Source organism: Bacillus cereus group sp. MYBK30-2 (assembly GCF_051915945.1).
Classification (GTDB): Bacteria; Bacillota; Bacilli; order Bacillales; family Bacillaceae_G; genus Bacillus_A; species Bacillus_A paramycoides.
The window spans coordinates 2,199,863-2,217,534 of the sequence record NZ_JBQAFR010000001.1 but is presented as its reverse complement, the minus strand read 5'-3'; the positions used below and the strand labels follow the sequence as shown (position 1 = coordinate 2,217,534).

The window sequence follows — 17,672 nt, the reverse complement described above, 5'->3', positions numbered from 1 at the left end:
AAGCTAGTAAGATCCCTGAAAGATGATCAGGTTGATAGGTTCGAGGTGGAAGCATGGTGACATGTGGAGCTGACGAATACTAATAGATCGAGGACTTAACCATATAATATGAAGCAATGTTATCTAGTTTTGAAAGAATATAAAAAACTTGTTGACTTTTAAAAGTGAATGAGTTACAATGATTCTTGTCTTAAATGAATACAGTCTGGTAATGATGGCAGAGAGGCCACACCCGTTCCCATACCGAACACGGAAGTTAAGCTCTCTAGCGCCGATGGTAGTTGGGACCTTGTCCCTGTGAGAGTAGGACGTTGCCAGGCAAAATGGAGGATTAGCTCAGCTGGGAGAGCACCTGCCTTACAAGCAGGGGGTCGGCGGTTCGATCCCGTCATCCTCCACCATTTATGTCGGAGGGGTAGCGAAGTGGCTAAACGCGGCGGACTGTAAATCCGCTCCTTCGGGTTCGGCAGTTCGAATCTGCCCCCCTCCACCATTCTTAATTAATGGGCTATAGCCAAGCGGTAAGGCAACGGACTTTGACTCCGTCATGCGCTGGTTCGAATCCAGCTAGCCCAGCCATTAAGAGCCATTAGCTCAGTTGGTAGAGCATCTGACTTTTAATCAGAGGGTCGAAGGTTCGAATCCTTCATGGCTCACCATTTTTAATAAAATATGCGGGTGTGGCGGAATTGGCAGACGCACCAGACTTAGGATCTGGCGCCTTTGGCGTGGGGGTTCGACTCCCTTCACCCGCACTTTTAATAAAATATCTCATACATGTCTTGCGGAAGTAGTTCAGTGGTAGAATACAACCTTGCCAAGGTTGGGGTCGCGGGTTCGAATCCCGTCTTCCGCTCCAATTTTCAATATGACATGCCGGGGTGGCGGAACAGGCAGACGCACAGGACTTAAAATCCTGCGGTGGGTGACCACCGTGCGGGTTCGACCCCCGCCCTCGGCACCATATGCGCCCGTAGCTCAATTGGATAGAGCGTTTGACTACGGATCAAGAGGTTAGGGGTTCGACTCCTCTCGGGCGCGCTTTTATTAACGGGAAGTGGCTCAGCTTGGTAGAGCACCTGGTTTGGGACCAGGGGGTCGCAGGTTCAAATCCTGTCTTCCCGATTTTCCAAAAACATGGGGCCTTAGCTCAGCTGGGAGAGCGCCTGCCTTGCACGCAGGAGGTCAGCGGTTCGATCCCGCTAGGCTCCACTTTATTTTTTTATATGTCGGAGGTATACCCAAGTTCGGCTGAAGGGATCGGTCTTGAAAACCGACAGGCGGCGAGAGTCGCGCGGGGGTTCGAATCCCTCTACCTCCTCCATTTTTTAAAAAAGTGGTTTAGTTACATATAAAAATGAATAAGATATTAATGTTTCCTTCATGGAGGTATACCCAAGTTCGGCTGAAGGGATCGGTCTTGAAAACCGACAGGCGGCGAGAGTCGCGCGGGGGTTCGAATCCCTCTACCTCCTCCATTTATTTTAAAAAACATAATATCGTCGCGGGGTGGAGCAGTCTGGTAGCTCGTCGGGCTCATAACCCGAAGGTCGCAGGTTCAAATCCTGTCCCCGCAACCAATGGTCCCGTGGTGTAGTGGTTAACATGCCTGCCTGTCACGCAGGAGATCGCCGGTTCGACCCCGGTCGGGACCGCCATTTTATGTTGGCTCGGTAGCTCAGTCGGTAGAGCAGAGGACTGAAAATCCTCGTGTCGGCGGTTCGATTCCGTCCCGAGCCACCATTTTTTTTTTGCCGGCTTAGCTCAATTGGTAGAGCAACTGACTTGTAATCAGTAGGTTGGGGGTTCAAGTCCTCTAGCCGGCATCATTTAGGGGCATAGTTTAAAGGTAGAACTGAGGTCTCCAAAACCTCCAGTGTGGGTTCGATTCCTACTGCCCCTGTAAAGTATATGGGCCTATAGCTCAGCTGGTTAGAGCGCACGCCTGATAAGCGTGAGGTCGATGGTTCGAGTCCATTTAGGCCCACCATATATTTATTCCGCAGTAGCTCAGTGGTAGAGCTATCGGCTGTTAACCGATCGGTCGTAGGTTCGAGTCCTACCTGCGGAGCCATGGCCCGTTGGTCAAGTGGTTAAGACACCGCCCTTTCACGGCGGTAACACGGGTTCGAATCCCGTACGGGTCATAAAAAAAGAGTCAGCAATTTGCTGACTCTTTTTTAGTATGTCTATATCTTCAACCTCTTTTTATTGTGCTGTCTTCCTGAAATAAATAAAGGAATTTAGGAAAAGCTATAGTATGTATTAAAAGGAGGAGATAAAATAATGACAAAGGTTCGAGAACTTATGAGTACAAATATTGTACAGTGTACACCACTAGATAATGTATATGAGGCTGCTGTAAAAATGAAGGAAGAAGCAATTGGTATGATTCCAGTTGTTGAGAATGAACAAGTTATTGGTCTTGTGACGGACCGGGATTTAGTTGTTCGTGGAATTGCTGAAAAACATCCAGGATCTAATAAGATTACAGATGTAATGACGACAAATATCGTTTCAATTTCTCCTGATGATTCTATTGAGAGAGCTACAGAATTGATGGCACAGCATCAAATTAGAAGGTTGCCAGTAGTTGAAGGTGGTCAATTCGTTGGTATGTTAGCCTTGGGAGATTTAGCTATAAGAGAAGTAGCAGATGACCAAGCTGGTTTTGCTTTAAGTGAAATATCAGAGCATACAAAATAATTTATCCCGCTATTTGCGGGCGGCAAGATTCTCACCTCACAACTTAGTGAAAGCAAAGGGAGCAGGTGGGAGTCTCGTTGCCTGGAACGCCCCACTGAGTATAGCTTCAATGTATACACAAAAAAACATATACATCATTTTAACTTTATATGGATAAAGGTGATGTGTTAACATGATAGAGCTGAAAGATTATATACTAGCTATGCATGATTAATATTTTTCGACAGTTTTTTAAAATTTGTGATTTATAATTTTTAATGAGATAAAAAGTGATATACTAATAGATATAAGTATTATGAGAGATTTTGAATATAACAATATTAATCTTTTTTGATGAAATAAGAAATTAATATTTCCTATGTAGATAAAAAGGGAAGGGGAATTATATGAGGGCTGTACAGGGCGATCCGAATTGGAATTTGGTTACAGATACATACGTAGAACCAAGGAATTTCGCTGAGTTATTTTCTTTGCTTGTACCGAATCATCCGAAAGGTGAAGGGAAAGAGCGAACTATTTTAGTATGGAAAGAAAAAGAATTTTATAAAGAAGAAAATTTAGCGGCTTTCATCGTATATGGAATGAATAAAGCGAAAGATTTACCGCAGTTTCATAAAGATGAAATTCCTACTTTAGTACGTATTCTTCGTTTATGCCAAGAGATTGGTTGGTATAAAGAAGCATATACATTTATGATTAATCAAGGGTTAGACGAATTTGTCCAAACTTCATTGGAATATGAAACATGGGATCTTTTGACGCAAGCGGTTGCTCTAAACTATTTAATCATTAAATATCGTATTGGTGAATTGGATAATGGAGATGTAGGGATTTGGGAAAGAGTTAAATTTAGTGAGAAATGTATAATGCAGTGTAGACATTTATTATCTCATAAGGAAGTATTGGAGTTTACGTTTTTTTATATGTGTAAGCAAGCTAAGACTCTATCAAAAGAACAGCTAAATAGTGATATGATGGGTCTAGCAATATATTGTAATACTTTTGTGTATGATTTATATACAAATGATTTACTGCGCAAGTATCGTAAATGCACAGATTTCCTATCATATTATGGGCCTAGCCAAGCTGTTATAGCTTGTCAAAAAGCTGTACTGTCTCAAATTTCTGATCGATTAGATCCACTAAAGACAACGCACGTAGACGATTATTTGTATGTGATGAAAGAAATGATGGAACATATGACGATAGGGTTAATGGATCGATACGATCATTTTATTGGAAAGTTACTTTCTTATGTACCATTTTTCGAAATGATTCAAGTTCCGCAGCATGCATATTATTGTGAAGAATTACTGTATATTTGTAAGGGCATTGAATATAAAGAAGAAATACTACGCAATTATATATTTATACAATTACATGATTGTTTGCCATCATTCTTTAAACTATTTCTTAAAAATAAACGTTATGCAACGATTCATGATATTCTTTTCTATTGGTGTGATGATGAACAAAGAATGAGCTTAGAGAAAAAATATAATCTTAGTTTTATTTATGAAAAATATGCTTGTGGATAAAGAGGATTTTACATATCAAAATTAATATAAATTAAAAAGGATCTCAATTTTTATGTGAGATCCTTTTTTGTTAGTAAAACAAGGAGAAAGTAATTAAGACAAGAAATAACATTCCATAAAGAAGAAATTGAGCAGTATAACTGCCTTGTATACCAAAAAAAGTATTCATTTTTTCATATAAATTCAACATATATTTCATTGGATCATCTTTGAAAGATTGGTACACAGTGTCTCCTCTTTCTAAGCTTCTTGTTCGTGTTTTTGGTTATTAGGAGCATTAACGTATCTAGCTATGAATAATAAAACAGCCATACAGAATACAGGAAATACGGTAGATAAATAAAAACCATTACTAATTATATTTGTTATAAGAGCGCTCAAAAGAAAAATTGCATTATAAATATGGGCAATTTTTTGTTTCAGTTGAACTTGGAATGATTCCATCATAATTTCTAAAGCAACAAAAGCAATGATAATAGATAAAAATACAGTGTTCGTATTATAAATGATTAAACAACAGATTAAACCTAAAAAAGCCAGGTATTCAATAAAGAGAGGTATATTGCGTGGCATACAATTTACCTAACTAAATATGGCAGTGGGTTCACTGCATTTGTTTTTTCAAAATTCCATTCCCCATTATGTAATTCAAAATGGAGATGTTGTCCGTATGAATGTCCTGTATTTCCCATATGACCTAGTAATTGTCCGGTTTGTACTTGATCACCAGTTTGTACAGTACGATCTTTCATGTGAGCATAAACTGTTGTATATAATTTCTCATTTATTTGATGGGCGATGAACACGACATTGCCGTAGCTAGCCGAATAATAAGATTTCACAACTTTACCTGCAGCAGCAGCTTGAATAGAGACGTTGCCTTGTGCTGCAATATCTATACCATAATGCATTTGTTCCCAGCGCATATCAAATGTTGAGCTGATTTTCCCTTGGGTAGGGAATTTGAAAACTGCTGGAATGGATGAAGGTGAAGCGGTTGTTTTAGCTTGCGATTGATTTTGCACTACATAGTGTTTTGCCACATATCCGTATCCTGTGCCAAAACGAATTTTATACCAAGTTCCTACTGTTTCTACTACCTGTACTTGTGTACCATTTTGCAGAGAACCGATTGCTGTACTATTTGTGCTAGCAGAGCTACGCACATTTAATTTTGGTGTTGCAACAGTATAAGAAGGAGAACCTTGTACAGTTATACCTTTTACTAGAGGTGTGGATCCATTAGATATAAATGTTTTTTGTACGTAACCAATTTGGCCGTTATGTAATATTTTGTACCAATCTCCTTGTTCCCCTTGAATTGTAATGAATTGACCATTTGGCAATATATCTAGAATAGAAGACTCTGTATTAGGTTCAGAACGAACGTTTAATGCGTTTGCGTTTACGATATATTGATACTTTTGTTGAACATTTTTTTTGAATAGAATTGCATCTTTTTTCATATAGCCTGTTTTGTTGTTAACGGATACTTTATACCAATCTTGAGCTGTCTCAAGAATAGTAACTGGGCTATTAAATCGAATGTTATCAATTATTGCACTGTCTGCATGGTTATTTTGATGTAGTGCAACGTTGTCAATTTTTACATACCCCGTTTTTGCTTTAGATGATTGCTTAGCAGCAGCTGTTTGTATATCGGATTCTCCCATAGAAGGAAGTAACGAAGCAATTGCGATAGTAGTTGCTGTTAAAGCTGTAGCTTTCATATTCATGTAATAAAGACCTCCTCTAGTTGTATAGTTGTAATTTTATTATAGTATAAAGATACAATATATTGGTCTTATTCACATAAATGTAATATGAAATCAATATAAATAATGTTAGAAGAGAGATCCGTATATAAATATTGTATATATCATTTGTGGAGTTGCATTTATATTTGTTTAACATGTTAAAATTTAATGCGCAATTAAGAAAATTAAAATAGTTGATGATGACTTATGACAATGTTATACTGACAGTGATAATTTTATAGTTTGCTAGGAGAGCTGGTGTTGCCAGCTGAGAGGAGGGCCGTAAGCCTTTGATCCTTTTTATTACCTGATCTAGATTATGCTAGCGTAGGGAAGCAATTCGGACATTAACAATGAGTCCCCGTTTCTTTGCGTATAGAAACGGGGCTTTTTTATTTGAAAATTTCATACTAACACCACTAGGGGTGCTTTTCGTGCTGAGAGAGGAATAATCCTTAACCCTTACAGACCTGATCTAGGTAATACTAGCGAAGGGAAGTGGAACAACGAATAAAATATATTTTTATTTGCTGTGGCCACTTCTTATATAAAGAAGTGGCTTTTTTATTGGAATAAATAGATATATATAGGAAGGGGAATTATAAATGAAATTTTGTGAAAGATTATTTGAGACGGTGCAGCCTGTATGGGAGAAAAGTCATAATCATCCGTTTGTAGTAGGTATGGGGGATGGCACGTTAGAAAAAGATAAATTCCAGTATTATATTATTCAAGATTATTTATACTTGTTGGATTATGCAAAACTATATGCAATTGGTGTTGTAAAGGCAACGAATCCACAAGTTATGGCGAAATTTGCAGAGCAAATAGATGGTATTTTAAATGGTGAAATGACGATTCATAAACAATATGCAAAAAGACTTGGTATTTCTGCCCAGGAGATGGAATCGGCAAAACCATCTGCTAAAAATTTAGCTTATACAAATTATATGATGTCTGTATCTCAAAATGGCACACTTGCAGAATTAATAGCAGCTTTACTTCCATGTATGTGGAGCTATTGGGAGATTGGAAAGCGTTTAAATGATATTCCTGGAGCAAGAGATCATGAGTTTTTTGGGGAGTGGATTCAAGGATATAGTTCTGAAGAATACGGTAATCTTTGTATTTGGTTAATAGATTTATTAAATGAAATGACAGTTGGGAAGTCAGAGAAAGAGCTAGATCGATTAGAGGAGATTTTCTTATATTCCAGCCGATTTGAATATTTATTCTGGGATATGGCTTATCGTAAGGAGATGTGGGGTTTTGAGGAGCAAGAACATACTACAGTTTCGTAATGTTTCCTTTCATTATGATGAAAAACCAATCATAGAGGGACTAAATGCCAATATACAAGAAAAAGAGTTTGTGAGCATTATTGGACCAAGTGGCTGTGGGAAAAGTACTTTATTTCGCCTTATTACAGGTTTAGAAGAGGCGAGCAGCGGACAAATAGAGCTTATGGAAACAAAGAGTCATCCTGTAGGGTATATGCCTCAAAAAGATATGCTTTTGCCATGGAGAACAGTTATTGAGAATGCTGCTTTACCGTTAGAGTGCCAAGGTGTGCAGAAGAAAGAAGCACAGGTAAAGGCAAAGGAACTGTTACATAAATTTGGTTTACAAGGGTACGAGAAAAAATATCCGAAAGATTTATCTGGTGGTATGAGACAGCGCGTATCTTTTATCCGAACTTTATTAACAGGCGGAGAGATATTATTGTTAGATGAACCGTTTAGCGCGTTGGATGCTTTAACGAAGGCATCTTTACAGGAATGGTTGTTTGAACAATGGAAAGAGTGGGAAAAAACAATTTTATTTATTACACATGACGTTGAAGAAGCCCTTTTTCTTTCTAATCGTATTTTTGTTGTAGAGCAGCAGCCGATAGCTACTTTAACTGAGCGAGTTGTGCCGCTTGATCGTAGCAGAACTAGAAAAGATTTACATAAGCCTGAAGTGTTAGCGCTTAAAGATGAGCTTCTTAGTATGTTACAAAGGCAGGTACTTGTATGATGAATCGTTTGAAGGAGCTATTACCTGCCCTCACATTAAGTGGAATTTTACTTATTGCTTGGGAAGTAGGAGCAAGAATTGTAGATGAGATGTACATTTTGCCATCACCTTCTGCAATTGTAATGAAGATATGGGCGCTGAAAGATATATTATTTACGGTTCATTTACCTGCAACGTTGTATGTCGTTTTAATAGGTGTTGTTATTTCTATCGTCTTGGGTGTAGGGCTAGCAATGTTAATGAATGCGAGTACGTGGATGGAAAGAGCATTTTATCCATTATTAGTTGCCTCGCAAACAATTCCGATTACAGCGCTTGCGCCGCTATTTGTTTTATGGTTCGGATATACCATTTGGAGTAAGGTTGTTGTCACAGTTTTAATTACATTTTTCCCAATTGCGGTCAATACGTATGATGGACTTCGCAGTACGAAAAGAGAATGGGAAGAGCTTTTAGTTACGTATGGTGCAACGAAAAAAGATGTTTTTCTAAAGCTAAAGTTGCCATCTGCTCTTCCTTACTTTTTCTCAGCGTTAAAAATTGCGGTACCACTTAGCGTTATTGGGGCAGCGATTGGAGAATGGCTCGGTGCGCAAGCTGGGCTTGGATATTTCAGTAAAAGAATGATGACGCAGTTAGACGGAGCGGGGGTATTTGCACCAATTGTATTGTTATCAGTATTAGCTATTTTCTTCGTCATACTTGTTTCGATATTAGAAAGGAAATTCATTAGTTGGAGGAAACATTCATGAAATTATTAAAACGCATCTTTGTGTTTACATTATTAGTTGCAATGATTACAGGATGTTCTAGTAATTCAGCATCAGATAAGAGTAAAAAAGAGAAAGAAATAACAGTAATGCTGGATTGGTATCCGAATGCGGTACATAGCTTTATTTATGCCGCAATTGAAAAAGGATACTTTAAAGAAGAAGGAGTAAAGGTGAATATTAAATTCCCTTCTAATCCGACTGATCCATTAACATTAGCAGCAGCCGGAAAAGTGACAGTTGGTTTGTATTATCAGCCAGATGTTGTGATTGCAAGAGCAAATGAAAACATTCCAGTGAAATCAATTGGAGCTGTCGTGCGTTCGCCGTTAAATCATGTTGTATCGCTGAAATCAGCAGGTATTCAGTCACCTAAAGACTTAGAAGGAAAAACAGTTGGATATTCTGGAACACCTTTAAGTGAAATGTATTTAAAAACGATGGTAAAAGAAGATGGTGGTAATCCAGATACAGTGAAAGTAGTCGATGTTGGATTCGATTTAGTACCAGCATTAATTACGAAAAAAGTAGATGCTGTAACAGGGGCATACATTAACCATGAAGTTCCTGTTATGCGTCATGAAGGTCATGAACCAGCTTACTTTAATCCAGCTGACTACGGGGTGCCGAATTATCATGAGCTTGTATTTGTAACAGGTGATAAAACTTTGAAAAAGGATAAGGAAGCGTTGCAAGCCTTTTTACGTGGTGCGAAAAAAGGCTATGATTTCATGAAGAAAAATCCGGATGAAGCACTAAATATTTTATTGAATCATCAAGAAAAAGAAAACTTCCCACTTGTACCAGAAGTTGAAAAAGAAAGTATGAAAATTTTATTAGAGAAGATGGAAACGAAAGATGAGCCATTCTTATCAGATTCAAAAGAGTCATGGGAGCAGCAAAATAAATGGTTGAAAGAAAAAGGGATGACGAAAGAGGTTGTTCCAGCCGATGAACTATTCGAAAACATTTTAAAGTAGGCGAATGCATATGAAAAATGAGCTCCATGTAATCTCAAATGGTCAAATGCCATTCGAAGAGGTAGTGAATGTAGGGATACAAATTGAGAGTGAGATCGATTATTTGCATATTCGTGAGCGTGAGAAAAGTACGAAGGAATTGTATTACGGTGTGGAAAGCCTTTTGGAGAAAGGCTTTCCAGCATCCAAAATAGTGATAAATGATCGAATTGATATTGCTATTCTATTAAATATTCCACGTGTTCAACTAGGATATCGAAGCGCAGATGTAAGGTCAGTGAAAGAAAAGTTTTCTTATTTGCATGTTGGTTATTCAGTACATTCTTTAGATGAAGCGATAGTGGCATTTAAAAATGGAGCGGATTCGCTCGTTTACGGTCATGTATTTCCAACGGCTTGTAAAAAGGGTGTGCCAGCAAGAGGATTAGAAGAAATTGCTCATATGGCAAGGTGTTTATCAATACCAATCACTGCAATTGGTGGAATCACTCCTGAAAATACAAGTGATGTTCTTGCAAATGGTGTAAGTGGCATTGCTGTTATGTCTGGGATTATAAGCAGTAGTAATCCGTATAGCAAGGCGAAATCTTATAAGGAATCAATAAGAAAGTGGGCGGAAAAGCATGTGTAAGAAGTATGATGTAGCGATTATTGGCGGAGGTGTAATTGGTAGTTCAGTTGCACACTTCCTAGCAGAAAGAGGATATAAAGTAGCGATTGTAGAGAAGCAAAGAATTGCATCTGAAGCTTCGAAAGCAGCTGCTGGTTTGCTCGGTGTTCAGGCAGAATGGGATGAATATGATCCGTTGTTTGAGCTTGCTAGAGAAAGCCGTGCTATATTTCCACAACTTGCAGAAGCTTTACGTGAAAAAACAGGCATCGATATTGGGTATGAAGAAAAGGGCATTTATCGCATTGCCCAAAATGAAGATGAGAAGGAAAGAATTCTTCATATTATGGATTGGCAACAGAAAACAGGCGAAGATTCCTACTTTCTAACAGGGGAGCATTTGCGGAAAAAAGAGCCATTTCTTTCCGAGTCAATTATAGGGGCGGTATATTACCCAAAAGACGGTCATGTTATTGCACCAGAGCTTACGAAAGCATTCGCACATTCCGCGGCATTTTCTGGAGCTGACATATATGAACAGACAGAAGTGTTTGATATTCAAATTGAAAACAATACGGTGACTGGAATTGTTACAAGCGAAGGTGTAATCACATGTAAAAAAGTCGTTATCGCTGGAGGTTCATGGAGTACGAAATTCCTACATTATTTCCATAGTGATTGGGGTACATATCCTGTTAAAGGAGAAGTTGTTGCAGTAAGAAGCAGGAAGCCACTCTTGAAAGCTCCTATTTTCCAAGAGCGGTTTTATATTACGCCAAAGCGCGGTGGTCGTTATGTAATTGGGGCAACGATGAATCCTCATACTTTTAATAAAGCTGTGCAGCCAGAAAGCATAACTTCTATATTAGAGCGTGCTTACACGATATTACCTGCTTTAAAAGAAGCAGAGTGGGAAAGTACGTGGGCTGGGTTAAGACCGCAGTCTAATCATGGAGCTCCTTATATGGGAGAGCATGAAGAAATAAAAGGTTTATATGCTTGTACTGGGCATTATCGAAACGGTATTTTATTAAGTCCTGTTTCCGGTCAGTATATGGCTGATTTAATAGAAGGAAAGCGAGAAAATCATTTGCTAGATTCATTGCTTTCTAAATCGGTTTAGAAAGGGGATGGAAGTTTGAATTTAAAAATTAATGGTAAGCAAATTGAAATACCAGCGAGTGTAAAAACAGTAGCTGAGCTACTTACACATTTAGAATTAGATAAAAGAATCGTTGTAGTAGAGCGTAATAAAGATATTTTACAAAAAGATGATCATAAGGATACATCTGTTTTTGATGGAGACCAAATTGAGATTGTAACTTTCGTAGGAGGCGGTTGATTATGTTAAACATTGGACCATTTTCATTTCATTCTAGACTTTTATTAGGAACAGGGAAATTCTCTGATTTTGATGTGCAGCAAAAGGCAATTGACGTTTCTGAAGCTGAAATTTTAACATTCGCAGTACGTCGTATGGATATATTTGATGCGAAGCAACCTAATTTATTAGAGAAACTTGATGTGAAAAAATATACGTTACTACCAAATACAGCGGGAGCAAAAAATGCTGAAGAAGCTGTTCGAATTGCAAAATTAGCAAAAGCTTCTGGACTTTGTGACATGGTAAAAGTAGAAGTTATTGGTGATGATAGAACGTTATTACCTGATCCGGTAGAAACATTGAAGGCATCTGAAATGTTATTGGAAGAAGGATTTATCGTTCTTCCGTACACATCTGATGATGTTGTATTAGCACGTAAATTACAAGAACTTGGTGTACACGGGGTTATGCCAGGAGCATCACCAATTGGTTCAGGGCTTGGTATTGTAAATCCATTAAATTTAAGTTTCATTATTGAACAAGCAACAGTACCAGTTATCGTTGACGCTGGTATTGGTAGCCCAGCTGATGCAGCATTTGCAATGGAATTAGGAGCAGATGGTGTGTTATTGAATACGGCTGTATCGGGAGCAAAAGACCCTATTAAGATGGCACAGGCAATGAAGTTAGGTATTGAGGCAGGGCGCTTAGGCTTTGAAGCGGGTCGTATTGCACGTAAGCGTTGTGCAACAGCAAGTAGTCCTTTAGAAGGAATGAGCGTAGTTGAATAATCGATATTCTCGCCAAGAGCTATATTCTCCAATTGGAGAAGAGGGACAACAAAAGATAGGGGAAAAGCATGTACTTATTATCGGTGCAGGCGCACTAGGTAGTGCAAATGCAGAGATGTTTGTAAGAGCTGGTGTTGGTAAGGTGACAATTGTTGACCGCGATTATGTGGATTGGAGTAATTTACAAAGGCAGCAATTGTACGCGGAGCGTGATGTAGAGAATAATCTTCCGAAGGCTATAGCGGCAAAAAAACGTCTAGAAGAGATTAATAGTGAAGTAAAAGTCGAAGCTATCGTTCAAGATGTAACGGCTGAAGAATTAGAAGAACTCGTTACAAATGTTGATGTAATAATTGATGCAACTGATAATTTTGAAACACGTTTTATTGTAAATGATATATCGCAAAAATATTATATTCCGTGGATTTACGGAGCGTGTGTAGGTAGTTACGGTCTTTCTTACACAATTCTTCCTGGTAAAACGCCATGTTTATCTTGTTTATTACAATCGATTCCGCTTGGCGGGGCGACATGTGATACAGCGGGGATTATATCACCTGCTGTATCTCTTGTCGTTTCTCATCAAGTAACAGAAACACTAAAACTGTTAGTAGAAGATTATGAATCACTTCGAAATGGACTTGTGTCGTTTGATGTATGGAAAAATGAATATTCATGTATGAATGTACAAAAGCTTCGGAAACATAATTGTCCTTCATGTGGTGAGGATGCATTATATCCGTATTTAAATAAAGAAAACACTTCAAAAACAGCAGTTTTATGCGGGAGAAATACAGTTCAAATTAGACCACCTCATAAAGAAGGAATGGATTTTGAACAATATAAAGAATTGCTGAATGATCGCGTGAATGATTTGAATGTAAATCCATATTTATTATCATTTTCTGTTGGAGAAAAGAGATTAGTTGCCTTCAAAGATGGCCGTGTACTTGTGCATGGAACGAAAGATATAAGTGAAGCAAAAACAATATATCATCGCTATTTTGGATAGAAAAGGATGAGTGAGATGAAAGTAAATAAAGCTTTAACGATTGCAGGATCTGATAGCGGAGGCGGCGCTGGAATTCAAGCAGATTTAAAAACTTTTCAAGAGCTTGGTGTGTATGGAATGACGGCTATTACAGCAATTACTGCTCAAAATACGCTGGGCGTTCAAGGGGTATATCCTGTTCCTTTAGAAGGAATTACGGAACAGCTGAATTCAATTGGTATGGATTTAACACCAGATGCTGTGAAACTAGGAATGCTATTTAGCAGTGAAATTATTCAAATTGTGGCAGAACACATTAAGAAATTTGGCTGGAATAATATTGTGCTAGACCCTGTTATGATTGCAAAAGGTGGGGCTTCATTATTACAACAAGAAGCAGTACACGCATTAAAAGAATATTTATTGCCATTAGCTACTGTTGTAACACCGAATGTTCCTGAAGCAGAAGTGTTAACAGGACTAGAGATTCATAATATAGAAGATAGTAAAAAAGCTGCGAAAGTATTGCATGAATTAGGAGCTAAATATGTTCTTATGAAGGGTGGACATGCAGAGTATCAAGGTAATAAAGTAATCGATTTACTCTTTGATGGTGAGCAGTTTATCGAATTTAGAAGTGAAAGAATTCCTTCGAAGCAAACGCACGGAAGCGGGTGTACATTCGCGTCTGCAGTTACAGCAGGACTTGCTAAAGGATATTCAATTGAAGAGGCAGTTCAAGAGGCAAAACAATTTATTAGTATAGCGATTGAAGAGCCTTTGAATATTGGAAGTGGTCATGGACCGACGAATCATTTTGCATACAAATTGAATAAAGTACAAGCATAAAGAAAGGAAAAGTCAGTTTTACAACTGGCTTTTTTTCTGTTTACTTTTTCCAAATACAGGAGTAATATATCAGCCAGAATACATTTTTTTGTAAACGCTGAGTCCAATTTTATGGAGCGGAGGAACCAATTTGTGCATCGTCACTAGGGGTGAATCTTTCAATTTTGAAAGTAGGGCTACTCTCAAAGCCCGAATCCGACAGCTAACTTCGTAAGCGTCTTGAGAGAGGACGGTGCCATGATGGATACATCACTTCATCGGTCTGATTAGTATAGGAGAATATCAATCTATGTTTAGATTCTTTTATGCTAAGGAGGATGAGGTATATGGAATTAACGCTTATTTGTGTTGGAGAAGAAAATAAAGTAAAGAGTTTAAGAGAGCTAGTAGCATTTCAGCATGAGTTAATTATTTTTACAGCAAATGAAGCGATAGCAGCTGAAGTTAGAAACTATGGATTTGATTCGACTTATAGCTGTAATAAGGAGCAGGATTTTACTAGTATTTGCGAGTGTATTAAGAAGGTGATTTTGCTCGGAGATGAGCTTTCAATAGTTAGTTTCTTCACAGAACGTATTCGTTTTTCTTTTCAAGCGCCTATTACTGTTGTCACAAGGAATAAACGATATCCGGCCAGGCTCTATGAAACAATTGGAGCTAAACTTGTCGTGTTTACAAACTGTGATAACATTTCGTTTTTATTTTTTGAATAGGGCGGGAGGAAGCGAAGATGAAAGTATTACTACTTGGAGATATAGCGAATCGTTGGGCGGTATCGGTAGAGCGAGTTCAAGAATTGGTAGTGCTCGATCCGATTTTTCCGAGGCCATATATAATATTGCCATCGAAAGATGCTTTATATTTAAAAACAGATATTATTGAATATGAGCAGCTACATGCAGAACTGTCACAAGTTTATATTCGCGGGAGAAATTTACGTGCATTTTTACGAGGAGAATAAGCATTGAATAAAAGAGCGAATGCTGAGTGCAACAAGCTATGCACTTTATGTAATTCGCTCTTTTTATTTCATATTTAAAAGATCATTTCTATGAAAAAGAAAGAAAAAACAAGAAAATAGATGAAAGAACATTAATAACGTGTAATGTAAGCGTTTAAATGATGAAATATTTTCTTATTTTAAGTAATTTACCTCTTTACAAGTTAAATATAGAGGAGTATATTTACTCTCATAAATCATTCATAAAATTTCCAAAAAAACCTAAAATCGCTGAGTTCCAGAAATGGAGCGGGGGAACCAATTTTGTGCATCGTCACTTGGGGTGAATCTTTCAGTTTTGAAAGTAGGGCTACTCTTTAGGCCCGAATCCGACAGCTAACCTCGTAAGCGTTTAGAGAGGAGGTTTACTTTGTGTTGTTCACTTCGAACACTAAGTAGAGCTTAGTGTTCTTTTTTTGATAAATAAATGTCAAATTTTAACAGAAAAGTGAGGGGTAGCTATGTTAGATGTTGTAATGGTCGGGATATTTGTTGTATTAGTTGCATCGATGGCAAGCCTGGCAAGTTGGTCAGATAAAGTTGTGAAAGAAGGGAAGCAATCATGATGATTGCCTTATCGGTTATTGTTGCAGCGATTACGGTGTACTTAGTGTACGCATTATTAAATCCAGAAAAGTTTTAATTAGGGGGAATCATTCATTATGATTTGGGTTGCAGTTGTTATTACAATGCTCTTGTTTATTTTAGTAGCAAAGCCAATGGGGATTTATTTAGAGAAAGCCTTTCAAGGTAGCAAGACGCTAGATAAAGTATTCGGGCCTTTTGAAAAACTTATTTTTAAAATTACGGGTGTAAAAGCATACAATCAAACTTGGAAACAGTACGCATTATCACTAGTTTTGTTAAACGGATTTATGATTGTTGTTGTGTATTTCATTTTCAGATTACAAGGTGTGCTGCCGCTAAATCCAGCGCATATTGCAGGGATGGAGCCTACGCTCGCTTTTAATACAGCAATTAGTTTTATGGCCGATACAAACTTACAGCATTATAGCGGTGAAAATGGTTTGTCTTATTTATCACAATTAATCGCCATTACGTTTTTAATGTTTGCAGCACCAGCAACGACTTTAGCGATTGTTATGGCATTTATAAGAGGGCTCGCTGGAAAAGAACTTGGTAACTTCTTCGTTGATTTTACGAGAGCTTTAACGAGAGTTTTTCTTCCAATTGCATTTGTTGCGGCGTTAGCCTTTGTCGCACTTGGTGTACCACAAACGTTAGATGGGGCAGTTACAGCACATACGATTGAAGGGGCAAAACAAAGTATATTACGTGGACCAGTTGCATCATTCGTTTCAATTAAGGAGCTTGGGAATAATGGTGGTGGTTTCTTCGGAGCAAACTCAGCGCATCCATTTGAAAATCCAGGTCAAATCAGTAATATTTTACAAATGATGCTTATGATGTTACTGCCAACAGCACTGCCATTTACGTACGGACGAATGGTAGGAAATAAAAAGCAAGGGCGTATCCTTTTCGTGTCACTGTTCATGGTCTTTTTATTAGGGTTTATAACGATTACGACATCCGAATTACATGGGAATCCAGTGTTGAACCAAATGGGTATTGAACATGTGCAAGGAAGCACAGAAGGAAAAGAAGTACGATTTGGAACCGTATTTTCTTCACTTTATGCGACAGTAACGACAGCTGCTGAAACAGGAGCGGTTGATACGATGCATGATACATTAACACCAATTGGTGGTTTAGTTCCACTCGTAAATATGATGTTGAATACAGTATATGGTGGCGTTGGAGCAGGCTTTATCAATATTATCATGTATGCAATTATTGCAGTCTTTATATCTGGATTAATGGTCGGACGGACACCAGAGTTTTTAGGTAAAAAGATTGAAGGTAAGGAAATGAAATTAATTGCAGTAACGATATTATTTCATCCATTGCTCATTTTAGGATTTTCAGCATTAGCTCTTTCAACAAGCTTAGGAACGGATGCCATTTCTCATTCAGGTTTCCACGGTTTAACGCAAGTTGTATATGAGTATACATCGTCAGCTGCGAATAACGGATCTGGATTTGAAGGTTTAGGGGATAATACACCGTTTTGGAATATTACGACTGGTTTAGTTATGTTTTTAGGGCGCTATTTCAGCTTAATTACGATGCTAGCTGTTTCTGCTTCACTGAAGGAGAAAACGGTCGTACCAGAAACAGTCGGAACGTTCCGTACTGATAATAGTTTATTTGGTGGTATCTTCATCGGAACGATTGTAATCGTCGGTGCGTTAACATTCTTCCCGATGTTAGTATTAGGCCCAATTGCAGAATTTCTTACATTGAAGTAATGGAGGG

Annotated in this window: 19 protein-coding genes, 20 tRNA genes, 2 rRNA genes and 4 riboswitches; of the genes, 39 read left to right on the top strand and 2 right to left on the bottom strand. The window is 38.1% G+C overall.

Going from position 1 to position 17,672, the window contains the following annotated elements; all coding sequences use genetic code 11:
- From ACTFQM_RS11545 to ACTFQM_RS11430, 24 genes are all read left to right on the top strand, one after another.
- Positions 1-103 (top strand): 23S ribosomal RNA (locus tag ACTFQM_RS11545); the annotation flags it as partial.
- Between the two features lie 101 nt (positions 104-204).
- A 5S ribosomal RNA gene (rrf, locus tag ACTFQM_RS11540) occupies positions 205-320 on the top strand.
- Between the two features lie 5 nt (positions 321-325).
- Positions 326-401 (top strand) — tRNA-Val (locus ACTFQM_RS11535).
- Positions 402-409: 8 nt separating this feature from the next.
- Positions 410-493: transfer RNA gene (locus ACTFQM_RS11530), tRNA-Tyr, on the top strand.
- 11 nt (positions 494-504) lie between these two features.
- A tRNA-Gln gene (locus ACTFQM_RS11525) sits at positions 505-579 on the top strand.
- Positions 580-583: 4 nt separating this feature from the next.
- Positions 584-659, top strand: a tRNA-Lys gene (locus ACTFQM_RS11520).
- A 15-nt stretch (positions 660-674) separates the two neighbouring features.
- A tRNA-Leu gene (locus ACTFQM_RS11515) sits at positions 675-755 on the top strand.
- A 29-nt stretch (positions 756-784) separates the two neighbouring features.
- Positions 785-859 (top strand) — tRNA-Gly (locus ACTFQM_RS11510).
- A 16-nt stretch (positions 860-875) separates the two neighbouring features.
- Positions 876-964: transfer RNA gene (locus ACTFQM_RS11505), tRNA-Leu, on the top strand.
- A gap of 3 nt (positions 965-967) precedes the next feature.
- Positions 968-1,041, top strand: a tRNA-Arg gene (locus tag ACTFQM_RS11500).
- Between the two features lie 10 nt (positions 1,042-1,051).
- A tRNA-Pro gene (locus tag ACTFQM_RS11495) sits at positions 1,052-1,125 on the top strand.
- Positions 1,126-1,139: 14 nt separating this feature from the next.
- Positions 1,140-1,212, top strand: a tRNA-Ala gene (locus tag ACTFQM_RS11490).
- 19 nt (positions 1,213-1,231) lie between these two features.
- Positions 1,232-1,324, top strand: a tRNA-Ser gene (locus tag ACTFQM_RS11485).
- 61 nt (positions 1,325-1,385) lie between these two features.
- Positions 1,386-1,478 (top strand) — tRNA-Ser (locus ACTFQM_RS11480).
- A 25-nt stretch (positions 1,479-1,503) separates the two neighbouring features.
- Positions 1,504-1,580, top strand: a tRNA-Met gene (locus ACTFQM_RS11475).
- 2 nt (positions 1,581-1,582) lie between these two features.
- Positions 1,583-1,658, top strand: a tRNA-Asp gene (locus ACTFQM_RS11470).
- Between the two features lie 9 nt (positions 1,659-1,667).
- Positions 1,668-1,743: transfer RNA gene (locus tag ACTFQM_RS11465), tRNA-Phe, on the top strand.
- A gap of 10 nt (positions 1,744-1,753) precedes the next feature.
- A tRNA-Thr gene (locus tag ACTFQM_RS11460) sits at positions 1,754-1,826 on the top strand.
- Between the two features lie 6 nt (positions 1,827-1,832).
- A tRNA-Trp gene (locus tag ACTFQM_RS11455) sits at positions 1,833-1,903 on the top strand.
- Positions 1,904-1,913: 10 nt separating this feature from the next.
- A tRNA-Ile gene (locus tag ACTFQM_RS11450) sits at positions 1,914-1,990 on the top strand.
- Between the two features lie 9 nt (positions 1,991-1,999).
- Positions 2,000-2,074 (top strand) — tRNA-Asn (locus tag ACTFQM_RS11445).
- Between the two features lies 1 nt (position 2,075).
- A tRNA-Glu gene (locus tag ACTFQM_RS11440) sits at positions 2,076-2,147 on the top strand.
- A 139-nt stretch (positions 2,148-2,286) separates the two neighbouring features.
- Positions 2,287-2,706 (top strand): CBS domain-containing protein, encoded by a 420-nt coding sequence (locus tag ACTFQM_RS11435; RefSeq protein ID WP_002170436.1) that lies wholly within the window; start codon positions 2,287-2,289, stop codon positions 2,704-2,706.
- 386 nt (positions 2,707-3,092) lie between these two features.
- The gene (locus tag ACTFQM_RS11430) at positions 3,093-4,244 is read left to right on the top strand and encodes a DUF3965 domain-containing protein (RefSeq protein ID WP_071717828.1); all 1,152 of its coding nucleotides are present in this window, start codon (positions 3,093-3,095) and stop codon (positions 4,242-4,244) included.
- 240 nt (positions 4,245-4,484) lie between these two features.
- Here ACTFQM_RS11430 and ACTFQM_RS11425 read toward each other — a convergent pair whose 3' ends face one another.
- Both ACTFQM_RS11425 and ACTFQM_RS11420 read right to left on the bottom strand, forming a co-directional pair.
- Complete coding sequence (locus tag ACTFQM_RS11425; protein WP_440034357.1) at positions 4,485-4,817, bottom strand: hypothetical protein; 333 nt, start codon at positions 4,815-4,817, stop codon at positions 4,485-4,487.
- 5 nt (positions 4,818-4,822) lie between these two features.
- Entirely contained in the window at positions 4,823-5,980 is a 1,158-nt protein-coding gene (locus tag ACTFQM_RS11420) for an SH3 domain-containing protein (RefSeq protein WP_440034356.1), read from the bottom strand.
- 259 nt (positions 5,981-6,239) lie between these two features.
- Positions 6,240-6,352: riboswitch (TPP riboswitch) on the top strand.
- 60 nt (positions 6,353-6,412) lie between these two features.
- Positions 6,413-6,515: riboswitch (TPP riboswitch) on the top strand.
- A gap of 91 nt (positions 6,516-6,606) precedes the next feature.
- On the opposite strand from ACTFQM_RS11420, the gene tenA reads away from it, so the two are divergent.
- The 15 genes from tenA (at position 6,607) to kdpA (ending at position 17,665) form a co-directional block, all read left to right on the top strand.
- Positions 6,607-7,302, top strand: a complete 696-nt coding sequence (gene tenA / locus ACTFQM_RS11415; protein WP_071717826.1) for a thiaminase II — start codon at positions 6,607-6,609, stop codon at positions 7,300-7,302.
- The gene (locus tag ACTFQM_RS11410; RefSeq protein WP_440034355.1) at positions 7,271-8,020 is read left to right on the top strand and encodes an ABC transporter ATP-binding protein; all 750 of its coding nucleotides are present in this window, start codon (positions 7,271-7,273) and stop codon (positions 8,018-8,020) included. The genes tenA and ACTFQM_RS11410 overlap by 32 nt, the downstream gene beginning before the upstream one ends.
- Positions 8,020-8,772, top strand: a complete 753-nt coding sequence (locus ACTFQM_RS11405; protein ID WP_440034415.1) for an ABC transporter permease — start codon at positions 8,020-8,022, stop codon at positions 8,770-8,772. Before ACTFQM_RS11410 ends, ACTFQM_RS11405 begins: the two co-directional genes overlap by 1 nt.
- Positions 8,769-9,770: an ABC transporter substrate-binding protein gene (locus ACTFQM_RS11400; RefSeq protein WP_440034354.1), complete on the top strand. Its 1,002-nt coding sequence runs from the start codon at positions 8,769-8,771 to the stop codon at positions 9,768-9,770. Before ACTFQM_RS11405 ends, ACTFQM_RS11400 begins: the two co-directional genes overlap by 4 nt.
- Positions 9,771-9,780: 10 nt before the next feature.
- Positions 9,781-10,401, top strand: coding sequence for a thiazole tautomerase TenI (gene tenI, locus ACTFQM_RS11395; protein ID WP_048373697.1), 621 nt, complete (start codon positions 9,781-9,783; stop codon positions 10,399-10,401).
- Complete coding sequence (gene thiO, locus ACTFQM_RS11390; RefSeq protein WP_440034353.1) at positions 10,394-11,503, top strand: glycine oxidase ThiO; 1,110 nt, start codon at positions 10,394-10,396, stop codon at positions 11,501-11,503. The genes tenI and thiO overlap by 8 nt, the downstream gene beginning before the upstream one ends.
- A 15-nt stretch (positions 11,504-11,518) precedes the next feature.
- Positions 11,519-11,722: a sulfur carrier protein ThiS gene (gene thiS, locus ACTFQM_RS11385; protein WP_002170446.1), complete on the top strand. Its 204-nt coding sequence runs from the start codon at positions 11,519-11,521 to the stop codon at positions 11,720-11,722.
- 2 nt (positions 11,723-11,724) lie between these two features.
- Positions 11,725-12,495 carry a thiazole synthase gene (gene thiG, locus ACTFQM_RS11380; protein WP_440034352.1) on the top strand — a complete coding sequence of 257 codons (771 nt, stop codon included), beginning with the start codon at positions 11,725-11,727 and terminating at the stop codon, positions 12,493-12,495.
- Positions 12,488-13,507, top strand: coding sequence for a thiazole biosynthesis adenylyltransferase ThiF (locus ACTFQM_RS11375; protein ID WP_440034351.1), 1,020 nt, complete (start codon positions 12,488-12,490; stop codon positions 13,505-13,507). Before thiG ends, ACTFQM_RS11375 begins: the two co-directional genes overlap by 8 nt.
- 6 nt (positions 13,508-13,513) lie before the next feature.
- A complete protein-coding gene (thiD, locus tag ACTFQM_RS11370) occupies positions 13,514-14,335 on the top strand; it encodes a bifunctional hydroxymethylpyrimidine kinase/phosphomethylpyrimidine kinase (RefSeq protein ID WP_440034350.1) in 822 nt (273 codons plus the stop codon).
- 85 nt (positions 14,336-14,420) lie between these two features.
- Positions 14,421-14,568, top strand: a riboswitch (cyclic di-AMP (ydaO/yuaA leader).
- A gap of 93 nt (positions 14,569-14,661) precedes the next feature.
- Positions 14,662-15,048: a hypothetical protein gene (locus ACTFQM_RS11365; RefSeq protein ID WP_440034349.1), complete on the top strand. Its 387-nt coding sequence runs from the start codon at positions 14,662-14,664 to the stop codon at positions 15,046-15,048.
- Positions 15,049-15,065: 17 nt separating this feature from the next.
- Positions 15,066-15,296, top strand: a complete 231-nt coding sequence (locus ACTFQM_RS11360) for a hypothetical protein (protein WP_000866314.1) — start codon at positions 15,066-15,068, stop codon at positions 15,294-15,296.
- A 258-nt stretch (positions 15,297-15,554) separates the two neighbouring features.
- Positions 15,555-15,700: riboswitch (cyclic di-AMP (ydaO/yuaA leader) on the top strand.
- A gap of 96 nt (positions 15,701-15,796) precedes the next feature.
- Positions 15,797-15,901 (top strand): SipW-dependent-type signal peptide-containing protein, encoded by a 105-nt coding sequence (locus ACTFQM_RS11355; protein WP_002170453.1) that lies wholly within the window; start codon positions 15,797-15,799, stop codon positions 15,899-15,901.
- Positions 15,898-15,978 (top strand): K(+)-transporting ATPase subunit F, encoded by an 81-nt coding sequence (kdpF, locus tag ACTFQM_RS11350; RefSeq protein ID WP_000972378.1) that lies wholly within the window; start codon positions 15,898-15,900, stop codon positions 15,976-15,978. The genes ACTFQM_RS11355 and kdpF overlap by 4 nt, the downstream gene beginning before the upstream one ends.
- Before the next feature lie 19 nt (positions 15,979-15,997).
- Positions 15,998-17,665, top strand: coding sequence for a potassium-transporting ATPase subunit KdpA (kdpA, locus tag ACTFQM_RS11345; RefSeq protein WP_002170454.1), 1,668 nt, complete (start codon positions 15,998-16,000; stop codon positions 17,663-17,665).
- Positions 17,666-17,672: the final 7 nt, after the last annotated feature.

What these genes read in the sequence shown, in the direction of transcription:
- kdpF (WP_000972378.1), top strand. Translation starts at nt 15,898, where the DNA reads ATGATGATTGCCTTATCGGTTATTGTTGCAGCGATTACGGTGTACTTA.
- ACTFQM_RS11405 (WP_440034415.1), top strand. Translation starts at nt 8,020, where the DNA reads ATGAATCGTTTGAAGGAGCTATTACCTGCCCTCACATTAAGTGGAATT.
- ACTFQM_RS11400 (WP_440034354.1), top strand. Translation starts at nt 8,769, where the DNA reads ATGAAATTATTAAAACGCATCTTTGTGTTTACATTATTAGTTGCAATG.
- ACTFQM_RS11355 (WP_002170453.1), top strand. Translation starts at nt 15,797, where the DNA reads ATGTTAGATGTTGTAATGGTCGGGATATTTGTTGTATTAGTTGCATCG.
- thiD (WP_440034350.1), top strand. Translation starts at nt 13,514, where the DNA reads ATGAGTGAGATGAAAGTAAATAAAGCTTTAACGATTGCAGGATCTGAT.
- ACTFQM_RS11365 (WP_440034349.1), top strand. Translation starts at nt 14,662, where the DNA reads ATGGAATTAACGCTTATTTGTGTTGGAGAAGAAAATAAAGTAAAGAGT.
- ACTFQM_RS11360 (WP_000866314.1), top strand. Translation starts at nt 15,066, where the DNA reads ATGAAAGTATTACTACTTGGAGATATAGCGAATCGTTGGGCGGTATCG.
- thiO (WP_440034353.1), top strand. Translation starts at nt 10,394, where the DNA reads ATGTGTAAGAAGTATGATGTAGCGATTATTGGCGGAGGTGTAATTGGT.
- ACTFQM_RS11425 (WP_440034357.1), bottom strand. Translation starts at nt 4,817, where the DNA reads ATGCCACGCAATATACCTCTCTTTATTGAATACCTGGCTTTTTTAGGT.
- ACTFQM_RS11420 (WP_440034356.1), bottom strand. Translation starts at nt 5,980, where the DNA reads ATGAATATGAAAGCTACAGCTTTAACAGCAACTACTATCGCAATTGCT.
- tenA (WP_071717826.1), top strand. Translation starts at nt 6,607, where the DNA reads ATGAAATTTTGTGAAAGATTATTTGAGACGGTGCAGCCTGTATGGGAG.
- tenI (WP_048373697.1), top strand. Translation starts at nt 9,781, where the DNA reads ATGAAAAATGAGCTCCATGTAATCTCAAATGGTCAAATGCCATTCGAA.
- kdpA (WP_002170454.1), top strand. Translation starts at nt 15,998, where the DNA reads ATGATTTGGGTTGCAGTTGTTATTACAATGCTCTTGTTTATTTTAGTA.
- ACTFQM_RS11435 (WP_002170436.1), top strand. Translation starts at nt 2,287, where the DNA reads ATGACAAAGGTTCGAGAACTTATGAGTACAAATATTGTACAGTGTACA.
- thiG (WP_440034352.1), top strand. Translation starts at nt 11,725, where the DNA reads ATGTTAAACATTGGACCATTTTCATTTCATTCTAGACTTTTATTAGGA.
- ACTFQM_RS11430 (WP_071717828.1), top strand. Translation starts at nt 3,093, where the DNA reads ATGAGGGCTGTACAGGGCGATCCGAATTGGAATTTGGTTACAGATACA.